The sequence below is a fragment of the Pseudoalteromonas sp. AOP31-A2-14 genome (genome assembly GCF_052378035.1).
In the GTDB taxonomy this organism is placed as follows: domain Bacteria; phylum Pseudomonadota; class Gammaproteobacteria; order Enterobacterales; family Alteromonadaceae; genus Pseudoalteromonas.
Genome location: NZ_JBQSXI010000001.1, coordinates 803,904 through 823,866 on the forward strand (window position 1 = coordinate 803,904; position 19,963 = coordinate 823,866).

A 19,963-nucleotide genomic window follows, 5' to 3' on the forward strand; every position below is an offset into this window, starting at 1 on the left:
GCCGACATGACACAACAAATAGCCGTATTTACCAACGTCGGTGAGCGTACCAATGTAACCGGTTCAGCCATGTTCAAACGTTTGATCATGGAAGAAGATTTTGAAACCGCGCTTAATGTTGCCCGTGAGCAAGTAGAAAACGGCGCACAGGTTATTGATATCAACATGGACGAAGCCATGCTGGACTCTAAAGCCGCCATGGTGAAGTTTTTAAATCTCATTGCCTCAGAGCCTGATATTTCTAAAGTACCAATTATGGTCGACTCCTCAAAGTGGGAAGTAATTGAAGCAGGTTTAAAGTGTATTCAAGGTAAGGCGATAGTTAACTCAATCTCGCTTAAAGAAGGCGAAGAGCCGTTTATTCATCAAGCTAAAATTATTAAACGCTTTGGTGCGGCGGCAGTAGTAATGGCATTTGATACTGACGGCCAAGCCGACACCGCTGACCGTAAATTTGCAATTTGTCAGCGTAGCTACCGTATTTTGGTTGATCAGGTGGGCTTTCCACCAGAAGATATTATTTTTGATCCGAATATTTTTGCAGTCGCCACGGGCATCGAAGAACATGATAATTACGCGGTCGAGTTTATCGAAGGGACGCGTCGTATCAAACAAAATTTACCTCATTGTAAAGTGTCGGGCGGGGTGTCTAATGTATCGTTTTCGTTTAGGGGTAATAACCCAGTACGTGAGGCGATTCACTCTGTATTTTTATATCACGCCATTCAAGCGGGTATGGATATGGGCATTGTTAACGCAGGGCAACTCGCCGTTTACGACGATATCCCAGAAGAGTTACGTAAAGCCGTTGAAGATGTTGTTTTAAACGCCGACTCAGGCGCTGGGGAGCGTTTAGTCGAACTTGCGCCTAAATACTCAGGTATGGCCCAAGCGGAACGTGTTGAAGATCTAGAATGGCGCACATGGTCTGTAGAAAAACGCCTAGAGCATGCCCTCGTTAAAGGTATCACCGAATACATAGAAGAAGACACCGAGCAGTGCCGCGTCGCTGCCGCTAAACCTATTCATGTTATTGAAGGGCCATTAATGGATGGTATGAACGTAGTAGGGGATTTATTCGGTGCAGGTAAAATGTTTTTACCACAAGTAGTAAAATCAGCTCGCGTAATGAAGCGTGCCGTAGCCTATCTTGACCCTTACATTGAAGCCGAAAAAGAAGAAGGCGCCACTAATGGTAAAATAGTCATGGCCACTGTTAAAGGTGACGTACACGACATCGGTAAGAATATTGTTGGCGTAGTGCTGCAATGTAATAATTATGAAGTTATTGATTTAGGTGTAATGGTGCCGGCAGAGAAAATACTACAAACCGCCATTGACGAAAAAGCCGATGCTATTGGTTTATCTGGCCTTATAACCCCATCGCTTGATGAAATGGTGCACGTAGCGAAAGAAATGACCCGCCGCGGATTTGAACTACCATTATTGATAGGCGGCGCGACCACTTCTAAAGCGCATACTGCAGTTAAAATTCAGCCGCAATACGATAAAGGAGTGGTATATGTAAATAATGCCAGCCGTGCAGTAGGTGTCGTCTCTAACTTATTATCAAAAGAGCATAAACCCACCTTTTTAGAAAAAATCAGCGCCGAGTATGTAAAAGTACGTGAGCAACAGGCTCGTAAAAAGCCCCGCTCAAAACCGGTAACAATACAACGTGCCCGTGATAATGCCGCCCAACTTGATTGGGATAACTACACGCCTCCTGTGCCTAATAAGCTGGGCGTGACCGAATTTAAAAATGTATCTATTGCTACACTTCGTAAATATATAGATTGGACGCCATACTTTATGACGTGGTCAATCGCAGGTAAATATCCGCGCATAATGACCGACGAGGTGGTTGGAGAGCAAGCACAAAGCTTATTTAAAGACGCTAACGACATGCTCGACGACCTTGAAAAAGCAGGTAGTTTACAACCGCTGGGTGTAATTGGTTTATTCCCTGCGAACCGTGTGGGTGATGATATAGAAATTTACACTGACGAAACTCGCAAAGAGCTGTTAAATACCTCGTGCCATTTACGCCAGCAAACCGAAAAAACCGACTTTGCTAACTACTGTTTGGCCGACTATATTGCGCCAAAAGGGACACCGGATTACTTTGGTGCGTTTGCCGTAACGGGCGGGTTAGAAGAAGACAATCTAGCCAATGCGTTCGACGCCAAGCAAGACGACTACAATAAAATAATGATAAAATCGGTGGCCGATAGGCTCGCAGAAGCGTTTGCCGAATACTTGCACGAACAAGTGCGTAAAGAGTATTGGGGTTATGCGCCCGATGAAAATCTGGGTAACGATGAGCTAATTCGCGAAAACTATCAAGGCATTCGTCCAGCCCCCGGTTACCCAGCGTGCCCTGAGCACACTGAGAAAAAGAAAATTTGGCAGTTGTTAGACACTGAAAAACGCATTGGCATGCGGCTCACTAGCTCATACGCCATGTGGCCAGGTGCTGCGGTTTCGGGCTGGTATTTTTCACACCCAGAGGCTAAATATTACGCTATAGCCGCGATTCAACAAGATCAGGTAGAAGATTATGCCAAACGTACCAACATGAGCTTGGAAGAGGCAGAACGTTGGTTATCGCCTAACTTGGGGTATGAGCCCGATTGAACTTATGCTCTGCATCAGTTCCAAGTAAATGTGAGCTAGAATTATAAAGTAGCCCCCAATAGTTGGAGATTCCAGTTAATGGGGGAGCGTGCAAAACTAAATGGGGGATTGGGCCTAAAACTATAGGCCCAATGTGATGATAAATTAGAACTTATAACTAAAGCTCAGTGATGCATTTTGCGGGGTGCCATAACGATAGTTATTGTAAAAACCTGCTGAGACATAACTATAATATTTCTCATCAAATAAGTTATTAACATTTAACTGTAAATCCATCGAATCGTTAATATCATAACGCGCCATAAGGTTTACTAAGGTATAAGCGTCTTGCTCAACACGTGCAGTGCTTCCTTGTGCGTATGTTTCGCTTTGCCAATTTATGCCTCCACCAATAGTGAGTTCGGGTAAATTATCAACAAACTGATATGTTGTGAATACTTTGAATTGCTTACGAGGGGCATCGGTATTTACTTTGATATCGTCGGCATCTTCAGCCTTAAACTGTGAGTAACCCGCGGACACATTCCAACCAGCAACGGGTTCACCCATAATTTCAAATTCAAAACCATAGCTTTGCGTACCCTCAGCCCCATAGTAAGCACTCATCTGCTCTGCTGTAGGTACATAGTTTGGATCTTCAACGGCTAAGTTATCTTGCTGGATATCAAAAATAGCAACGGATGTTTGTAAGCGCTCATCAAAATACGCACTTTTTAAGCCAATCTCGCTCGCTTTACCATCAATAGGGTCAAGGAAATCACCATTGGTATCTTGATTATTCTGTGGGCTGAAGATTTCTGTGTAGCTTGCGTAAATACGGTGCTGTTCATTAACATCATACAAAGCACCAACGTAGGGAACAAATACGCCTGTGTTACCATAGTTTTCTACTGTGCCGTAATTTACTCGGTCACGTTCCCACGAAGAAATTCGTCCACCACCAATGACTTTTAATGAATCGGTAATCGACAAGCGCGTTGCTGCATAGAAGCCCTTTTGCACTGTGTCGTTATCATCACGTAATGTCGACTCTGCTGTCCAATCAGGCTCTTGAATATCACTGTTTTCAAACTCATAAAAATTACCAATGTCCAAAGCATCCCATGTACCGCCGCCAGCCATTGGGGATGGATCATAAGTACTGGTTTGTCCTTCTTGCTCCGAGTATAGTGCGCCGAGAACGAAGTCATGAGTTTGTGAGAATAATCCATATTGACCCTTCAATTGAAAATCAACACTGTCTTGTTTAGTCGTACCAAATGAATAATCGCGCTGACCTGTAAGGCCTTCACCTGTTTCTTTATCGAGAGCACCACTCACATAAAAAAGTCGTGATGTTTTGTCGTACTCTGAGTGATTGTAATTGGCCACTAATTGCCAGCCATTAGCAAATAAATGCTCAATAGTTGCAAAGTAGTTTTTGTGCGTTGTTTCCCAGCGAGTCCAATCAAGAGCGGTGGTTTTTGATACGTCCCAATCAGTTGCTGTGCCATCAGAGAATATAGCTGGTAAGGCTCCCCAACTAGCGCCATAGGGGTTACTATTTTGATAACTTGCCCCAACTCGTAAAGTCGTATTAGTGCTTAAGTCAGCTTCTAAGACTCCGTATAAAATTTCCTTATTATCTTCATATAAATCAATATAAGAGTCACTATCAACGTACTTTGCAACAACACGACCTCGCACTGTTCCGCTGTCATTTAAGCTATCAGCTATATCGACAGTAAGCTGCTTTTTATTCCAACTTCCAACTGATAAATCTACATAGCCGGTTAAGTCAGTATTGGTTGCACGTTTACGTACTAAGTTAATTGAAGCGGATGGATCACCAGCACCAGTTAATAAACCTGTTGCACCACGTACAAACTCTACACGTTCATAAATAGATATATCTGCCGATGTTTCGCCCGCGTTACCAGCTAAACTCCAAGAAATAGGTACTCCGTCTATTTGATAATTAGTAACATCAAATCCACGTGATTGCATAGAGTTCCTAACATTATCCATTTTGGAGGACGATACACCCACCGTGTTATCTACAATATCAATAATGGTATCAAGATCCTGGTCACGAATTCGTTCAGCGGTGAATACCGTAACGGACTGAGGTGTTTCGCGAATAGATAACCCGAGACCTGTCGCAGTATCGATTGTTTCGTTGACTATGTATTTACCGTTAACCGTGATTTTTTCAATTTTATTTTTATCTTCACTTTGGGTGTTATTTTCTGCTGCAGCAATGTTTGTAGATATAAGTGCGACGCTGACAGCGGTCGCAATAGGAAGTAAGGTAAAATGCATAGTAATTCTCAATTTAAATACGATGAGTGCAAAGGTATCACTAATGAGAATTACTTGCATTAACTTTTCGGTAATATTGTTGTGCTTAAGTTAATTTATGTTTCTATCTATAGCTAATAAGGTTTAATAAATAGTAAACAAATGCCTTGAGGTGAATGTTAATCTGTAGGATTAATTAACATTAAAGCTGATACTTACAATATTATATGTACTATCAACCTCATTACCGCTAACCACCGCTTTTCCAGAAACAGGGTAATCGCTCGAAATAATATACTTACCAAGTTCTTCAGTTGCGACAGTTAACTGACCATTTTGATCCGTAGTTTTCTTGATTTTCTGGCTGGGTGTCTGTATTAAAACGTCGTGCTTGCTAACAGGTTTGCCCTTGTATGTTAAGGTAAAAGTATTGCCTTGCGGCTTTGTTGGTACAAATTCAAGATCTTGTTGCGCTTGAGTATCTTCACGTCCTGCTTTGGCATAAAGTTGTGCTGCTTGGAGTTTATCAGCCGTTTTCTCCATTTTCCAAGGCTTCCATAAATCATCAATATAAGCCCTGACATCTCCTTGCTTGGTAAGGTTTGCTGACCAATAATTTTGGTGTTGAGTAAGCGCTAAAGTAGACTGAATCGAATTTACAAAAACTTTAGTATTTTTAAGACCTGCAATTTTATCCCCCGATTCTGGCTCACCCGGTTCACCTAAATAGAGTTTTACATCATCAGTTGATTTTTCTAACCAAATTTCATGGGCTTGAGCTAAACCACTACAGGTAATTAATAGTGAGATAAATAATGATTTTTTTAAACTTAGCATATAGCTTCCTTTGAAGTTTCTTATAATTTGCTACCCAACGAGATGAAGAGATAAATTAGCAGTAAGTTTAAGAGTAATGATTATCAGTTGCTTTTGCAAATACTTTAATTTGTCCACATAAAGCTAGACCAAATAGGTTTGATAAATAGTTTAGGGCGTGTTGATCTTTGTGGTATGAAAAACAAACAGCATGAAGATAAGGTATAATTGAATTCGCCAGAAAACTTTACACCGAACCTACATGCCAAGATTAATGTTAACAGACGGGACATGGAATGTCTTATCAAAAGTAATGTACTTAAGTGGTCGAATTTATAATAAGCCCAACCATAGAAAAACGCTCGAAGGCATACTGTATAAGATGCGCACAGGTATTCCATGGCGAGATTTACCTTCTGATTTTGGCCGTTGGAGTGCTATCTACAGACGGTTTAATTTATGGTCCAAAAAAGGGATTTTGAATGAACTGTTTCGCGCATTATCTCGTGATGCGGACATGGATTGGGTCTTCATTGATGGCAGTATTGTCAGGGCTCATCAACATAGTTGCGGTGCAAGAACTGCTGACAATGAATCAATTGGAAAGAGCCGAGGTGGAAATTCTACGAAAATTCATCTTGCAGTCGATAGCGGAGGGTTGCCTGTTTATTATGAATTATCCTGTGGGAATACGCATGATATCGTCCATGCAGAGTCACTCGTAGCTAATTGCCCAACAAGTAATATGGTTGTCGCAGATAAAGGCTACGACAGTGAAAAACTGAGAGCGTTTGTTCGTGATAATAACGCTACACCCGTTATTCCACGTAAGGGCAACAGTTTAGTAGGCAATGAAGATATTGACTGGTGCATGTACAAATATCGGCACTTGGTTGAGAATGCATTTGGCCGTATTAAGCAATATAGAGGGATAGCCACGCGGTATGAAAAGCTTGAACGAAATTATCATTCAATGCTCGCTTTAGCATTTACTATGATGTGGCTACCAATGTGGGCTGATTGATATATGTACTACAAAGATCAACAGCCCCTAGTCGATTATTACTTTTATCAATTTTCAATTGTGGCAAACTATCTGACGATACTTTTTGTTACCTTAACGATTATAAATATAGGTATTTTATGAAGTTTTTAAGCTATGTTTTTCTGTGCTTTAGCATATTTAATTGCGCAGCCTCAATGGCTCTGGAGGCCAAATACCATGAGCATATTTCTACATTAGTTACTACTTTTAAAAACAATGATAAAGCAGCGATAGCTTCTCTAATTGATTACCCTCTACACCGCCAATATCCAGTACCTGAGATTAGCAATGAAAACGATCTTATTAATCGTTTTGATGAGGTTTTTGATAATGAACTCATTGCGGTTATAGCTAACTCAAACGTAAATGCTGATTGGAGTAAGGTTGGCTGGCGTGGAATTATGCTAAACCAAGGGGTAGTTTGGGTTGATACCAAGGGTAAGATTACCGGAATTAATCACCAAACAAACAAATCAAAAGCATTGGCAAGTGACATAATTGCACGAGATCAACACGCTCTTCATTCAAGCGTGAGCCGTTATAAGAAGCCAATATTAGATTGGCAAACAGCTAAGTATCATATTCGTGTTGATGATTTGGGTGACTATAATTATCGCTATGTTGCTTGGTCTATTGATAAAAAGCCAAGCGATAAGCCTGATATAATTTTAACCAATGGCGATATAATATTTGAGGGTAGTGGTGGAAACCATCATTACCTATTTAAAAATGGTCGTTTTCGTTATGTATTACATGTCACTGTAATAGGTTGTGACTCATCACCGCTTGGTTGGCTTGAGGTTTATAAAGACGATGATTTATTAATGTCTGAGCCTGTTATTAGCACTTGGTAATTATATAACCAGCGTATAGATAAAAACCGCCAAGCGGCGGTTTTTCAACTGTAAACGTTTAAATATTAATGGCCTTTCTCAAAGTCATTAACTTCACGCTCGGCGTCTTCTTTAGATTTACCGTATTTTTGCTGAATTTTACCAACAAGCTCTTGACGGCTACCCTCAATTTTATCTAAATCATCATCAGTAAGATCGCCCCATTTACGTTGCGCTTTACCTTTAAGTTCTTTCCAATTACCTTCGATACGATCGCTGTTCATAATTAGCTCCTTATCTTTACTTAGCTTAGTGAATTAACTTCACCTAAATAGGAGCAAAGGCTATACCAATTGAACGTTATTTTATTTTTATCTAATTATCAGTGCATTATGTTTTTATGATGAAGGTGTAATGAGTTTAAATGCGATCAGCTATTAAAAATATACAGGGCTTACTGTAATTTTTTCTTACCCAAATAGCAGTCGTTACCTGAGGGTTTTTGTTACACTGTTGGCAAAGTAATTTAGGGTAAATAGTCGTGCTGCCGGTTCAAGATATATATCAACAACTCGTTTCTACATTAAAGTCAAACCCTTTGACGCTATTACAAGCGCCACCGGGTGCGGGTAAGTCAACGTGGCTGCCGCTTAATTTAATGCAAGATGGACATTTTAAACGCATTGTTATGCTTGAGCCTCGGCGTTTAGCGGCGCGTAATATTGCCAGTTACTTAGCTAGTTGCCAAAATGAAACTGTAGGGCAAAGTGTTGGCCTGCGTGTTCGCGGTGAGAGTAAAATAAGTGCTGATACGCGCCTTGAGGTTGTTACCGAAGGCATGCTGACGCGTATGCTACAAAATGATCCTGAGTTAAGCGATGTTGACTTACTGATATTTGACGAGTTTCATGAGCGCTCAATTGCAGGTGATACTTCATTGGCGTTCGCGCTTGAGTCGCAAAGCGCGCTGCGTGACGATTTAACTATTTTGCTTATGTCTGCCACCTTAGATACCGAGCGTTATTCGCAGTTTTTTGGCTGCCCCATAATTGAATCCCCTGGTCGCAGTTATCCTGTTGATGAAGTTTATATTCCTATAAAAGATGAAAGTCGCTGGCTTGATGAAACTCCTGCTATTGTAAAGCAAGCACTTAGTGAACAACCCGGCAGTGCGTTAGTGTTTTTACCTGGTCAGCGTGAAATAGTACGTGTACAGCAAGCGCTTAGTGATTTACCCAAAGGTTGTGAAGTATTTACTTTATTTGGCGAGCAAGATAAAGCCCAGCAGCAAGCTGCAATTGCCCCCGCAGCAAAAGGTAAACGCAAAGTGGTGTTGACCACCAACGTAGCCGAAACCAGTTTAACCATCGAGGGCATTCGCATTGTTATTGATAGCGGCAAACGTCGCGCTGCGAGTTTTAACTTAAAAACCGGTGTAACGGAGCTTACCACGCAAAATATTTCGCGCTCGTCGGCGGTGCAGCGCGCAGGACGTGCAGGGCGAATTGAGCCAGGTGTCGTGTATAGGCTTGGCTCAAAACAAACTTTTGAGCGGCGCAATAGCCACGACAACCCTGAAATTCTCACCTCTGATATCAGCCAACTGATGCTTGAAGCTAAGCTTTGGGGCGCAGGTATAAACGAGCTAACCTTGCTTGATAAGCCAACAGAGCAACAATGTACGCAAGCACTAAATTTACTGCAAATGCTAGAGGCGGTAGATAGTAAAGGTAAGCTCACAACCCTAGGCAGTAAAATGCTCAGTTTTGGCGCTGATATTCGCTTAGCGCACATGTTATTAAAAGCGCAGCAATTGGATGAGCAAAACCCGGGTATTTATCAGCTTGCAATACATTTAGTTGCGCTGCTAGAAAGCCGTGTTAATAGTGCTAATGAACTGAGTTTAGCACTACACAGCATGAAGCAGAGGCCACACCCAGTATTTAAACAGCAGCTTAAATTTTGGTTAAATCGTTTAAAATTAAAAGCGGTAGATAAGGATCTTAAAACCGAATATTTGAGTTTGCTAGTGGCACTTGCTTACCCAGACCGCATCGCAAAAAAACGTGGTAACGGTTATTTACTTGCTAATGGCGCAGGGGCAGAACTTAATAGCGACTATTGGCATAATGATGACTACCTTGCTATTGCAACAATGGGGGGTTACAAAGGCGGGCGTATTTTTGCAGCTACTGCACTTAGCCCGTTTGATTTACAAGCTTATTTACCGCACTTATTTACTGAGCGAACTCGCTGTGAGTTTGATGAAAAAACGGCGCGGTTTATTCATCAAGATGAAATAAAGCTCGGTGCTATTACGCTTAGCAGCCAACCCAGTAAGCAAAAGCTTGATAAAAATGAGCGCGCTAAAGCATGGCTTAACTTATTTACTAAGCAGGGCGTTGCGCTGTTTAACGAACAAAAAGACGCCGACCAGTTATTGGTTAGAATGAGCTTGGCCAGCAAGCTCATGCCTGAAGAATTTCCACATATAAGTGAGGCGCAACTTATTGAAAGTGCTGATAGTTGGTTAGGTGTGTACGTACAAGATATTAAAACTCTTAGCCAGCTTAAAAAGTTTAACTACTTTGAGGCGTTGCAAAGTTGCTTTAATTGGCAACAGCAATGTGCTTTAAAAGAGTTATTACCACTTCGCTTAACAGTGCCAAGTGGCTCAAATGTTAAAGTGGTGTATCAGCTCGATGGTCCAGCTAAACTGAGTGTTCGCATACAAGAAGTGTATGGCATGACCCGCTCCCCAGTACTTGCAAAAGATAAGCTACCACTTTTAATAGAGCTGCTTTCGCCAGGTAAACGTTCATTGCAGCTAACTCAAGATTTAGCCCACTTTTGGGCTACTAGCTACCGCGAAGTACAAAAAGAGATGAAAGGCAGGTACCCAAAGCATTTTTGGCCTGACGATCCCGCAAATAGTGTCGCAACCAATAAAGTAAAAAGTAGGATGTGATCTGTAGTTGCTAATTTATTTGCGACTTTATTTACAAAACGCCCCTATTTATGATTGCTAGTAAGTTAGCTTTATTTTCTTTTTGAAATCTATTTTTTTAGAGAAGTCAGCTTTAACTTTACGCTTTAAAATAAATAATATAAGCGTGATTCTATATTACGCTATGATAATAAAAATAACCTCCATTATAAGATAACAATGCTACGTTTACGGCACTTCAAAAGCACTGATCAACCATTATTGATTAATTACCTTAATAACCTCGATATTAAGCATTTTCTCTCACCAAAAATACCTACACCTTATACCCTTGATGACGCACTTTGGTGGGTTGAAAAAGGTAGTAAAGCCGGGTTTACTCGCGCTATTGAAGTTGATGGGCAGTTGGTTGGCTGTATTGGCGCTCTACCCGGTGAATTTGAATACGCAAAATCGGCTGAAATTGGCTATTGGTTAGCACAAAAATATTGGGGACGTGGTTTAGTTGTTGCAGCCCTTGAGTTATTAATTGAAGAGTTAAAAATAAATACCGATATTGTCAGGCTACATGCAGTGGTATTTGCCGGGAATTCACAATCAACCAAGGTGCTCGAAAAAGTAGGCTTTGAACATGAGGGGCTGCTTAAAAAAGCTATTTATAAAGAGGGTGAATTTTATGATGGCCTGCTGTACGCCAAAGTGCTAACTGAAAGGTCGCGCTAAAAGGGCTATTAGCAATAGTTTGTCAGTAAAGTAAGTAAACTGGTATAAAAAGAAAGGTGTTCCCCAGGTATGTGGCGTTCGGTGTCAGTCCTGAAACCTTGAGGTTTCAGGGCGGGGATCTGCGGTTTACCGTAGGCTTCTCGGTACATGCCGAGCTTGCTCAATAGTAAACGAACAGAAACCCTAACGTAAAATTTATCGGCTCAGGGACTTAACCAAGCTCCAACACCCCAGGGAACAAATTCAGTATATAAGACATAATCCAATCCTTAAACCATAAAAGTAAAAAAGAAGTGCGTTTGGGTGGTTTTTACCCACCTTTAGCGAGGCGTTTACTCTGTAGGTTGCTTTTTAAGCGTTAGAAGTAACTTTCAGTAAGATGCTTTGAGTCGAATGATACATTTTATTGGAGTTGCCATTTATCGAGTGGTAGCATTGAGTTACTTAGTCGAGCGAAGATAAAACTATGAGCGATTTACCAGATTACCAACAAGCCCAGTTAATGCTAGAAAAGAACGAGATTTTTGTTGCCCCTGCAGAAGCCCACGGAGTCATAAGTGGTTTACTTGCTTGTGGCTTAAGTATTGAAGCTAAAGAATATTTAGGTTTACTTAGCGATGTATTTAACGATGGCCAAGCATTTAGCCAAGACCTAAAACAATTTTTTGCTACCATTTATAAGCAAGTTGTTGATAGTTTCAGCGATGATGAATTTCAGTTTGATCTATTTTTACCCGGTGATGATGAAACCCTTATCGACCAAGCTAATGGCTTAGTGTCGTGGGCGGCGGGTTTTATGCTGGGTTTTGGTTTAAAGCAAAAAGACTATGGCAAGCTTTCAGCTGATGTCAAAGAAGTGATCAGTGACTTTAGCGAAATTACTCGCCTTGATACCATGTTTGACGAAACCGAAGAAGACAGTCAAGCACTCCATGAAGTAATTGAATACGTGCGGGTATCTGCTTTATTGTGTTTTGCAGAGTTAGGTAAAGAACAAAGCAGCCAAGAAAACACTAAAAAAACGCTTCATTAACTAGCAATTAGAGTAGGTAATATGACCGCAGACTGTGTATTAGCACTGGCTATAAACAAATCTGAATTTAAAGCCCGCCGAGAGCATTTGATGGCGCAAATGGAGCCAAACAGCGTTGCTATTATTCCTGCTGCTGGCGAAGTTACTCGTAGTCGTGATACCGAATATGCTTTTCGTCAAGATAGCGACTTTTATTATCTAACTGGCTTTAATGAACCTGATGCGGTATTAGTGCTTAGCCCATCAAGTGAAGCGCAAAGTACCTTATTTTGCCGTGATAAAGATAAGCTTGCCGAAGTTTGGCATGGCAGGCGTATTGGCTTTGAAAAAGCAAAAAACGAGTACTTATTCGACGCAACTTGTGCATTGAGTGAACTAACTGAACAATTAATAGATTTGGTGAATGGCCGCACGATTTTATTTTATACGCAGGGTACTTACCCGCAGTTTGACGATAAAATATGGTCGTTATTGGGCTCGCTCCGTAGTAACCGAGCACATAAAGCACCGTCTACCATTAAAGACATAAGTGGCTTAGTTCATGAAATGCGCCTGATTAAATCAGCTCAAGAGCAAGCTATTATGGCCCAAAGTTGCAAAATAAGTGGTGAAGGGCATATTCGTGCTATGGAGTTTGTTAAACCGGGCGTTACTGAATACCAGCTTGAGGCTGAAATACATCATCACTTTGCCATGAATGGGGCTCGTCACCCTGCGTATGGCACTATTGTGGGCGGTGGTGATAATGCCACTATTTTACATTACACCGAAAATAGCGATGTACTGCGTGATGGCGATTTAGTCCTTATTGATTCAGGCTCCGAGTATCAAGGCTATGCCGGTGATATAACCCGTACTTTTCCGGTTAATGGTAAGTTTAGTGCATCGCAAACAGCACTTTACAATATTGTATTAGCTGCGCAACTAGCGGCATTTAACGAAGTTAAGCCCGGTAGTAGCTTAGTTAAAGCAAACCGTGTTGCTAGTAAAATTCTTACCCAAGGGTTACTTGATTTAGGTATTTTAAACGGCGATTTAGATGAGCTAATAGCAAAAGGTGCGTGTAGAGAGTATTACATGCACGGACTTGGTCACTGGCTTGGGCTCGATGTACATGATGTTGGCGATTATAAAAGCCAAGGTAAAGACCGTGAATTCACCCCCGGTATGGTGCTTACTATCGAGCCTGGTTTATATATAAGCCAAGATTCAAATGCGCCAGCGCAATACAAAGGCATTGGCATTCGTATTGAAGATAATCTGTTAGTAACTGACACAGGCTACGAAAATTTAACTGCACACGTACCAAAAACAATTGCTGACGTAGAAGCGCTGATGCAAGCAAAAAAAGACAACTAAGCGCGAGGAAGAAACCGTGGACAAGGCGTTTGATATAGTTATTATTGGTGGTGGACTCGTTGGGGCAAGTTGTGCGCTTGGGTTAAAAAATGCAGCGCCTAACTTATCAATTGCCGTGATAGAACCCAATGAAGTAAGTGATGACTATCACCCAAGCTTTGACGATAGAAGTATTGCTCTTGCTCAGCAGTCAGTTCAGTATTTACAAGACATTAAAGCATTTGATACGAGTGCTTGTTTTGCGGCGGCAATCGAAAAAGTAACCGTTTCAGATCGCGGCCATTTTGGTAAAGCGCATATTGATTGTAGTGACTATCAACAACAAGCGCTAGGTTATGTAGTTGAAGTCAACCCATTTGGGCGCAGCCTTCATCAACAGTTAGCTAAAACCGATATCACCTTGTACTGCCCCGATTCACTCACAAAGCTTGAATACCATGCACAGCATGTTGCACTTACGCTTACATCAAACCAGCAGTTAACGGCTAAATTGCTGGTGGTTGCCGATGGCGCTAATTCGCCAACCCGGCAATTAGCAAATATTGAATTTACCACAAAGCCTTATCAGCAAGCAGCGATTATCGCTAATGTTGAAGTGGCTGATGGGCATAATCATAATGCTTTAGAGCGCTTTACCGAGCATGGGCCTATAGCACTATTACCAATGAGTAATAATCGTTATTCGTTAGTGTGGTGCATGGAGCTTGAGCAAATAGATGCGATTATGGCGCTTGACGACGAAGGTTTTGTAAACGCATTACAAAGTGCGGTTGGTTATCGAGCAGGGCGGTTTACTCAAGTCGGTATGCGCACAAGTTACCCACTAGTTTATGGCCGAGCAGAGTCACTGATCGCACATCGTACGGTTTTAATGGGTAATGCTGGGCATGCTATTCACCCTATTGCGGGGCAAGGTTTTAACTTGGGTCTACGCGATGTACAGTTTTTAAGCGCGCTTGTTGCAAAAGGTGGATCACTTGGCGATTATCACTTTACTACAAGTTACGCAAAGCTGCGTAAGCAAGATATTAATACCGTTATGACGCTTACCGATGGATTGGTACGATTATTTTCAAATTCATCAAGAATACTTGCATTTAGCCGCAGCTGCGGACTATTGGCAATGAGCTTAAGTGATACGCTAAAAGCCCCTCTAGCTAAGCAGTTAATGGGGCAAGTAAAACAAGGTAAACGACTATGAAACAAACGCAAGTATGTATTGTTGGCGGTGGTTGTGTAGGTTTAACTCTCGCATTGGGGCTGGCTAAAGCGAATATTAGTGTGGTTGTAATAGATGCTGCGCCCACTCAGCAATTGCCGGGTGATGAATACGGTTTACGAGTAAGTGCGCTCAGTCTTGCTAGCCAAGCATTACTTGACAGACTTAATGTATGGCCAGAAATAATCGCTCAACGCGCTCGTGCATATACTCACATGGATGTGCGCGACCAAGACAGTTTTGGCAAAATTGCTTTTAACAGCGACGAACTTGGTTTATCGCACTTAGGTCATATTGTTGAAAACGATATTATTCGTTACGCCTTAATTAACGAGCTTGAAAAAAGTAGTAAAGTGACGCTTTTATTTGATACGGCTTATCAGCAGATTCACCAAAGTGACAACGATGTATTTATTACCCTTGATTCGGGTGAACCCGTTATAGCTAAATTGCTGGTTGCTGCTGATGGCGCAAATTCAGCTATACGTAAGCAATTTAATTTACCAGTAACGTTTAAAGATTACGATCACCATGGCATTGTTGCTACAGTCAAAACGGCAGAGCCACATAATAATACGGCGCGTCAAGTTTTTCTACCAAGTGGCCCATTGGCATTTTTGCCGCTGGCAGATGCCAACACTCACTCGATTGTTTGGTCAACGAGTCCTGCACACAGTGATTCATTACTTGCTATGGACGATAATAATTTTAATAAAGCGGTGATGGCTGCTATTGATGGCCAATGTGGTTTATGTGAAGTACAAAGTAAACGGGCTGCTTTCCCGCTTAAAATGCGTTATGCGCAAAAGTGGGTTGAAGGTAAAGTGGTGTTAATAGGTGATGCAGCGCATACAATTCATCCGCTTGCAGGACTTGGTATGAACTTAGGGCTAAAAGATGCCGCCTATTTAATTGAGCTTTTAAGCCAGCAGCAAACAGAGTTTGCAAGTTCGCGCACACTTCGTGATTACGAGCGTACTCGTAAGCTTGACGCACAAAAACACATCGCCATGATGCAAGGGCTAAAAGAGTTATTTAATGGCGCTAACCCATTGAAAAAGTTAGCCCGTGGTGTCGGGTTAAGTGTGGTCGATAACCTCGGACCAATAAAGCACTTGTTCGCAAGCCAAGCAATAGGGAAGTAAAAGTTGTTAGATAATGCCTAATAACCGCTAATAGTATATAAAACGCCAAAATTACAGTGGCGCTTTATATACTTCAGTTACTTTTAAAATGTGATTGTCGTTGGAATTAAAAGTGACTTAGGCTTTAGAATCAGGATTTGAGTTCTCTTCCTGCCTTAAATAACCCGCCGCTTCATCGTCATTTTTGTTAATAGCTTTTTGTGTAGGCTCAGCGCGTGTTTGCTGATTAAGTTGATGAATTTGAGAAGCATTTCCTAAATCACGCTCACTAGTGATTGACGCAATAGACTCGCGGTCTTTTAAGAATGCAATAACATCGTTTTTAATTGCCTGTAGTTGTCCTTCGTCTTTATGCATTTCCATAATATGGCGAGCATGCTCAAGATTTTTGATCCCCGTTGCAGCAAAAGTCGTTGAAACTATACGAGAGACAATAATCCACGGCGTAATACTGCTACGAACTAACGTATTTTCAGAGCGAGTACTATCGTGAATGCCTGTTCCGGTTGATATTTTAGATTCAGTAAAGGTGCCTTCACATTTAAAGTAAACCAATAGAGATTCAAATTGCATTTCAGCAAAAAATAAATGGGCGTTGGTACGTAATAAGCGTGCAAATGCTCTTATTAATAATCCGATTAATAGGAAGTGAAAGGCCGACATAGTTAATTCACTCACTTGCAAAATATGTTGTTCATTTAAGGCTTGTTTAAATGAATTAATATTAGAGTCAGCGATATAATGAAACACGTCGATTAGCGAGTAAGCTAATAAAATCGTAAAGACTAAAGCGACTATATAGAGTAAATTGGCGCTAAGAAGACTAACTAACCTAGCTACACTAAAGAGCTTGCCTAAATCCATCTTGTGCAATTTAGGTTGTATTTCTTGGATCATTTCCCCTTTAAAGCCGCCTTTACCATCAATTTGCTCTTGTAACTGAGGGTCAAGTTCACGATAGACTCTGTTTGGAACTTCTTTATAACGACGGTTCGCCATAACTAAATTATCAAGGTTTATAAAAACTTCATCAGGGTGAACAGACTCTTGCCAATTCTCACGTAGCTCAGATACTTCGGCAGAAGGAGCTATCGTATTTATACGTTCTTTTATCATTATAAAAATAGGCACACTACTTAATGCCGCAAGCACAATAATAGCAATTAAGTATATACCAGCATTTAAGCTCGGTAACTGTTCAAGCCAGCTATTGATTTGTACATTACTGATCTGTTGTTCTTTCATTACCCATGACAGAGAAAGACCTATAGCAATGGGTAAAATAAACGAAAGTGAAATTATTCTAGCAAGTGCGCCACCGCCAAGCGTTTCTATATTTTTTTCAGCGTCACGAGAAATTGGTTTTCCTGTATCACGCCACGATAAAAGCACATAAAACATCAGTAAAGCACTGTAAATAGGAAATGTTAATTCGCCAGCTTCACCCGTAAAACCAGATAAAGTTACAAATGCGACAAGCCCATACGCCAGTAAAGCTACTATGGTACTAACCCAAGAACCAAATAAACGCTGGGCAACATTACGAATTGGGTAAGGCAAAAATACTAATTTAGGAATAATACTATGTACTAAACGAGACAAAAAACCACTGGGCTCTACGAAGGTACTATTTTTACGACCCACCAACATTTCTTCTAATTCGTGGGAGTTGTATGCGACTACTTCAGCTTCTTCTTGGGCTGTTGAACCTTGTGATTTACTATGATTATAAGCAAGAGATGTTGGGTGATTACGACCAACAAAGTACTTCAGCATGGCATAAATACCACCAGAAAGCGTTCGAATGCCTAAAGCTAAAATTAGCATACCAAATAGCATTAAAAGCCAGCCTGTAATGGAGTCTTCTTTAACCAAGCCCGCAGCAATAACTAAAAGGGTAATTCCAGCAACAGATTCAATTGTCCCTCGTAAGGCAGTTACCTTTCCTTCCAGTTTAAAGGGATTTTTTATTCCAAGATCAATTGATCCATAATCAAAAGCCATTGAATATTCCTTGTAATAGCGTTTATGTTAGTTGTTTTAGTATATGTAGTGTATAAAATTATTGGTAAAGATGTAACTGTATAAGATCTTAAATTATTGAATTTTCATAGTGTGAATATTAATTATTTAGGCCTTAAATTATGGAATTAATCAAGCAGCTAAAAAGCTATATTTGATTCAACAAATATGGCTTATAAGTTTCTAGTTTTATAGAGGCCGCTATAGTGATGGTATTAAACCTTTAAGCCATGCGTAAGCTTATAAACTCAGCGAGTTTATCTACCGCATGTCCAGACTCATCAGCACGTTTTATTAAGCTAATACCTATCTGACCAAGTTCTGGTAGTTGTTTGGTGTGTAATTGATAACTTAGCTCGTTTGGCACGGTGCTTTTAGCTAATACTGTGATCCCTAACCCTTCTTTTAACGCGGCAGTAAGTCCGGTCAAGTCGGCATTACTATAAACAATGCGGTATTTAATACCTGCGTTTTTTAGTGCTTCGATGGCGCGACGTCTATAAATACAGCCCTCAGGTGCGGTAACAAGCGTAACCACCTCATTTTGTGCAAGGTTTAAATCACCCACCCAGACTAACTTATCTTGCATAAATACGGGGAACTTTTCAGAATTTAAATCTTCATTAAGCGCGAGCACTAAATCAAATTGATCTTGACGAGCAACCGACAGTAAATGCTTACTTAAACGTGATTTGACTTCTAAAGATACATCAGGGTAAAGCGCCACAAAATCACCAATAATTGCTGGTAAAATGCGTGCCGCAAATTCACTGGGGATCCCTAAGCGTACCTTACCAGTAACACTTTCATTGGTAAATTGCTGTAAAATACTGTCGTTAGTTAATAGCATTTGTTTTGCCATTGGTAATAACACCTCGCCATAATGATTAAGTACTTGGCGTTGGCCTTGTTTTTTAAAGAGCTTATGGCCGAGTAAATCTTCTAAACGTTTAATTTGTAAACTCACCGCAGGTTGCGATAAGCCCAGTAAATCACCGGCTTTAGCAAAGCCACCGACTTCTACAACGGTAATTAAGGTACGTAAGCTATCTGTTGAGATGTTTTTCATATTAAAAATTACTATTTAATTAGGTTAGTTCATAAGTATTATTTATCAATTGATTTAAAATTACAATTTGTTGTTGGTAAACTTGCGCCATATACTTTTGCTATTAAAGCTTGATAGGTGTCAATGATGACTTTTTCTCCCATAATGTTTGCGCGCCACAGCCTTGCTCAGCACGCTGAAAATAACGCGTTTGAGTTTAATACTGAGATGGCCGTTATGGATTTTAGTGGCACCGAAGCGCTGCTGTTTTTAACCTCTATACTGGGATTAGACATCAGCAAATTAACAGCCAGTGGTTTGGGTGTAAAAGGGTCGTTAGATGGCGATATAGACAGTGACTTTGCTTATTCCGTGTATTTTTTTAGTGAAACTGCGTTTAGATTTATATTACCTGCCCAAGCAAGCAAACAGTTACAATCACTTATAAATGAGCAGCAGTTACGTTTTGATATCGACTATGTAATGCGTAGCGACTTAAACGTAATGACCCTATGCGGTGAACAAGCTTTTGACGCTATTGTTGATGCATTTAAATTAACGCCAGGTTTGCGTTTATCAAACTCTCTGAGCTGTTATGGCGCACAAAGCGGAGCGGTATTTGTAACCGCCGTTACGACACAATTAAAGCAATATTTTCAGCTGGTGGCTAAAAATCCAGAGCTTGAAAAATGGCAAGCCTATTTACAGCAGCAAGGGTTTGACACGTCTTTGGTTGACGTGACATGACAGCATATTTTAAAACGACTGAGTGTAATAAACACTTGCCATTTTATGTAATAACAAATCGCAATTTGGGTGCCAGCGAATAACAACTTATGTATAATCGCCGCCCATG

General features: G+C 40.8%; 15 protein-coding genes and 1 other RNA gene. 10 read left to right on the forward strand and 6 right to left on the reverse strand.

Features of this window, described 5'->3' with window-relative positions:
- The first annotated feature begins 6 nt into the window (after window positions 1-6).
- Window positions 7-2,637 carry a methionine synthase gene (gene metH, locus ACT3S9_RS03745; protein WP_444750721.1) on the forward strand — a complete coding sequence of 877 codons (2,631 nt, stop codon included), beginning with the start codon at window positions 7-9 and terminating at the stop codon, window positions 2,635-2,637.
- 144 nt (window positions 2,638-2,781) lie between these two features.
- Here metH and ACT3S9_RS03750 read toward each other — a convergent pair whose 3' ends face one another.
- Window positions 2,782-4,938 (reverse strand): TonB-dependent siderophore receptor, encoded by a 2,157-nt coding sequence (locus ACT3S9_RS03750; RefSeq protein WP_444751101.1) that lies wholly within the window; start codon window positions 4,936-4,938, stop codon window positions 2,782-2,784.
- Between the two features lie 171 nt (window positions 4,939-5,109).
- The gene (locus ACT3S9_RS03755; protein ID WP_441993663.1) at window positions 5,110-5,754 is read right to left on the reverse strand and encodes a DUF4198 domain-containing protein; all 645 of its coding nucleotides are present in this window, start codon (window positions 5,752-5,754) and stop codon (window positions 5,110-5,112) included.
- A gap of 241 nt (window positions 5,755-5,995) precedes the next feature.
- Here ACT3S9_RS03755 and ACT3S9_RS03760 point away from each other — a divergent pair, with 241 nt between their 5' ends.
- A complete protein-coding gene (locus ACT3S9_RS03760; RefSeq protein ID WP_089367531.1) occupies window positions 5,996-6,757 on the forward strand; it encodes an IS5 family transposase in 762 nt (253 codons plus the stop codon).
- A gap of 119 nt (window positions 6,758-6,876) precedes the next feature.
- Window positions 6,877-7,632, forward strand: coding sequence for a hypothetical protein (locus tag ACT3S9_RS03765; RefSeq protein ID WP_444750722.1), 756 nt, complete (start codon window positions 6,877-6,879; stop codon window positions 7,630-7,632).
- 65 nt (window positions 7,633-7,697) lie between these two features.
- On the opposite strand, the gene ACT3S9_RS03770 is transcribed toward ACT3S9_RS03765, so the two are convergent.
- Window positions 7,698-7,895 carry a CsbD family protein gene (locus ACT3S9_RS03770; protein ID WP_444750723.1) on the reverse strand — a complete coding sequence of 66 codons (198 nt, stop codon included), beginning with the start codon at window positions 7,893-7,895 and terminating at the stop codon, window positions 7,698-7,700.
- A gap of 257 nt (window positions 7,896-8,152) precedes the next feature.
- On the opposite strand from ACT3S9_RS03770, the gene hrpB reads away from it, so the two are divergent.
- Together hrpB and ACT3S9_RS03780 are read left to right on the forward strand one after the other, a co-directional pair.
- Window positions 8,153-10,579, forward strand: a complete 2,427-nt coding sequence (gene hrpB, locus ACT3S9_RS03775; RefSeq protein WP_444750724.1) for an ATP-dependent helicase HrpB — start codon at window positions 8,153-8,155, stop codon at window positions 10,577-10,579.
- A 198-nt stretch (window positions 10,580-10,777) separates the two neighbouring features.
- Window positions 10,778-11,281: a GNAT family N-acetyltransferase gene (locus ACT3S9_RS03780; RefSeq protein ID WP_441835691.1), complete on the forward strand. Its 504-nt coding sequence runs from the start codon at window positions 10,778-10,780 to the stop codon at window positions 11,279-11,281.
- Window positions 11,282-11,337: 56 nt separating this feature from the next.
- Here ACT3S9_RS03780 and ssrS read toward each other — a convergent pair.
- Window positions 11,338-11,521: non-coding RNA, 6S RNA (ssrS, locus tag ACT3S9_RS03785), on the reverse strand.
- A 226-nt stretch (window positions 11,522-11,747) separates the two neighbouring features.
- Between ssrS and ACT3S9_RS03790 the strand changes: the two genes are divergently transcribed.
- From ACT3S9_RS03790 to ACT3S9_RS03805, 4 genes are read left to right on the forward strand one after another with little or no spacing between them, the layout of a single operon-like run.
- A complete protein-coding gene (locus ACT3S9_RS03790) occupies window positions 11,748-12,314 on the forward strand; it encodes a UPF0149 family protein (RefSeq protein WP_441835690.1) in 567 nt (188 codons plus the stop codon).
- A 21-nt stretch (window positions 12,315-12,335) separates the two neighbouring features.
- Window positions 12,336-13,673 (forward strand): Xaa-Pro aminopeptidase, encoded by a 1,338-nt coding sequence (gene pepP / locus ACT3S9_RS03795; RefSeq protein ID WP_441835689.1) that lies wholly within the window; start codon window positions 12,336-12,338, stop codon window positions 13,671-13,673.
- A 16-nt stretch (window positions 13,674-13,689) separates the two neighbouring features.
- Window positions 13,690-14,874 carry a 2-octaprenyl-6-methoxyphenyl hydroxylase gene (gene ubiH, locus ACT3S9_RS03800; protein WP_441835688.1) on the forward strand — a complete coding sequence of 395 codons (1,185 nt, stop codon included), beginning with the start codon at window positions 13,690-13,692 and terminating at the stop codon, window positions 14,872-14,874.
- On the forward strand, window positions 14,871-16,037 hold the full coding sequence (locus ACT3S9_RS03805; RefSeq protein WP_441835687.1) for an FAD-dependent monooxygenase: 1,167 nt from the start codon (window positions 14,871-14,873) through the stop codon (window positions 16,035-16,037). Before ubiH ends, ACT3S9_RS03805 begins: the two co-directional genes overlap by 4 nt.
- 117 nt (window positions 16,038-16,154) lie before the next feature.
- Here the strand turns inward: ACT3S9_RS03805 and ACT3S9_RS03810 are convergent, their stop codons facing one another.
- Window positions 16,155-18,041 carry a hypothetical protein gene (locus ACT3S9_RS03810; protein ID WP_441835686.1) on the reverse strand — a complete coding sequence of 629 codons (1,887 nt, stop codon included), beginning with the start codon at window positions 18,039-18,041 and terminating at the stop codon, window positions 16,155-16,157.
- Window positions 18,042-18,282: 241 nt separating this feature from the next.
- Window positions 18,283-19,128, reverse strand: coding sequence for a LysR family transcriptional regulator (locus tag ACT3S9_RS03815; RefSeq protein WP_444750725.1), 846 nt, complete (start codon window positions 19,126-19,128; stop codon window positions 18,283-18,285).
- A gap of 126 nt (window positions 19,129-19,254) precedes the next feature.
- Here ACT3S9_RS03815 and ACT3S9_RS03820 point away from each other — a divergent pair, with 126 nt between their 5' ends.
- Window positions 19,255-19,854: a hypothetical protein gene (locus tag ACT3S9_RS03820; RefSeq protein WP_441835692.1), complete on the forward strand. Its 600-nt coding sequence runs from the start codon at window positions 19,255-19,257 to the stop codon at window positions 19,852-19,854.
- The last annotated feature ends 109 nt before the right edge of the window (window positions 19,855-19,963 follow it).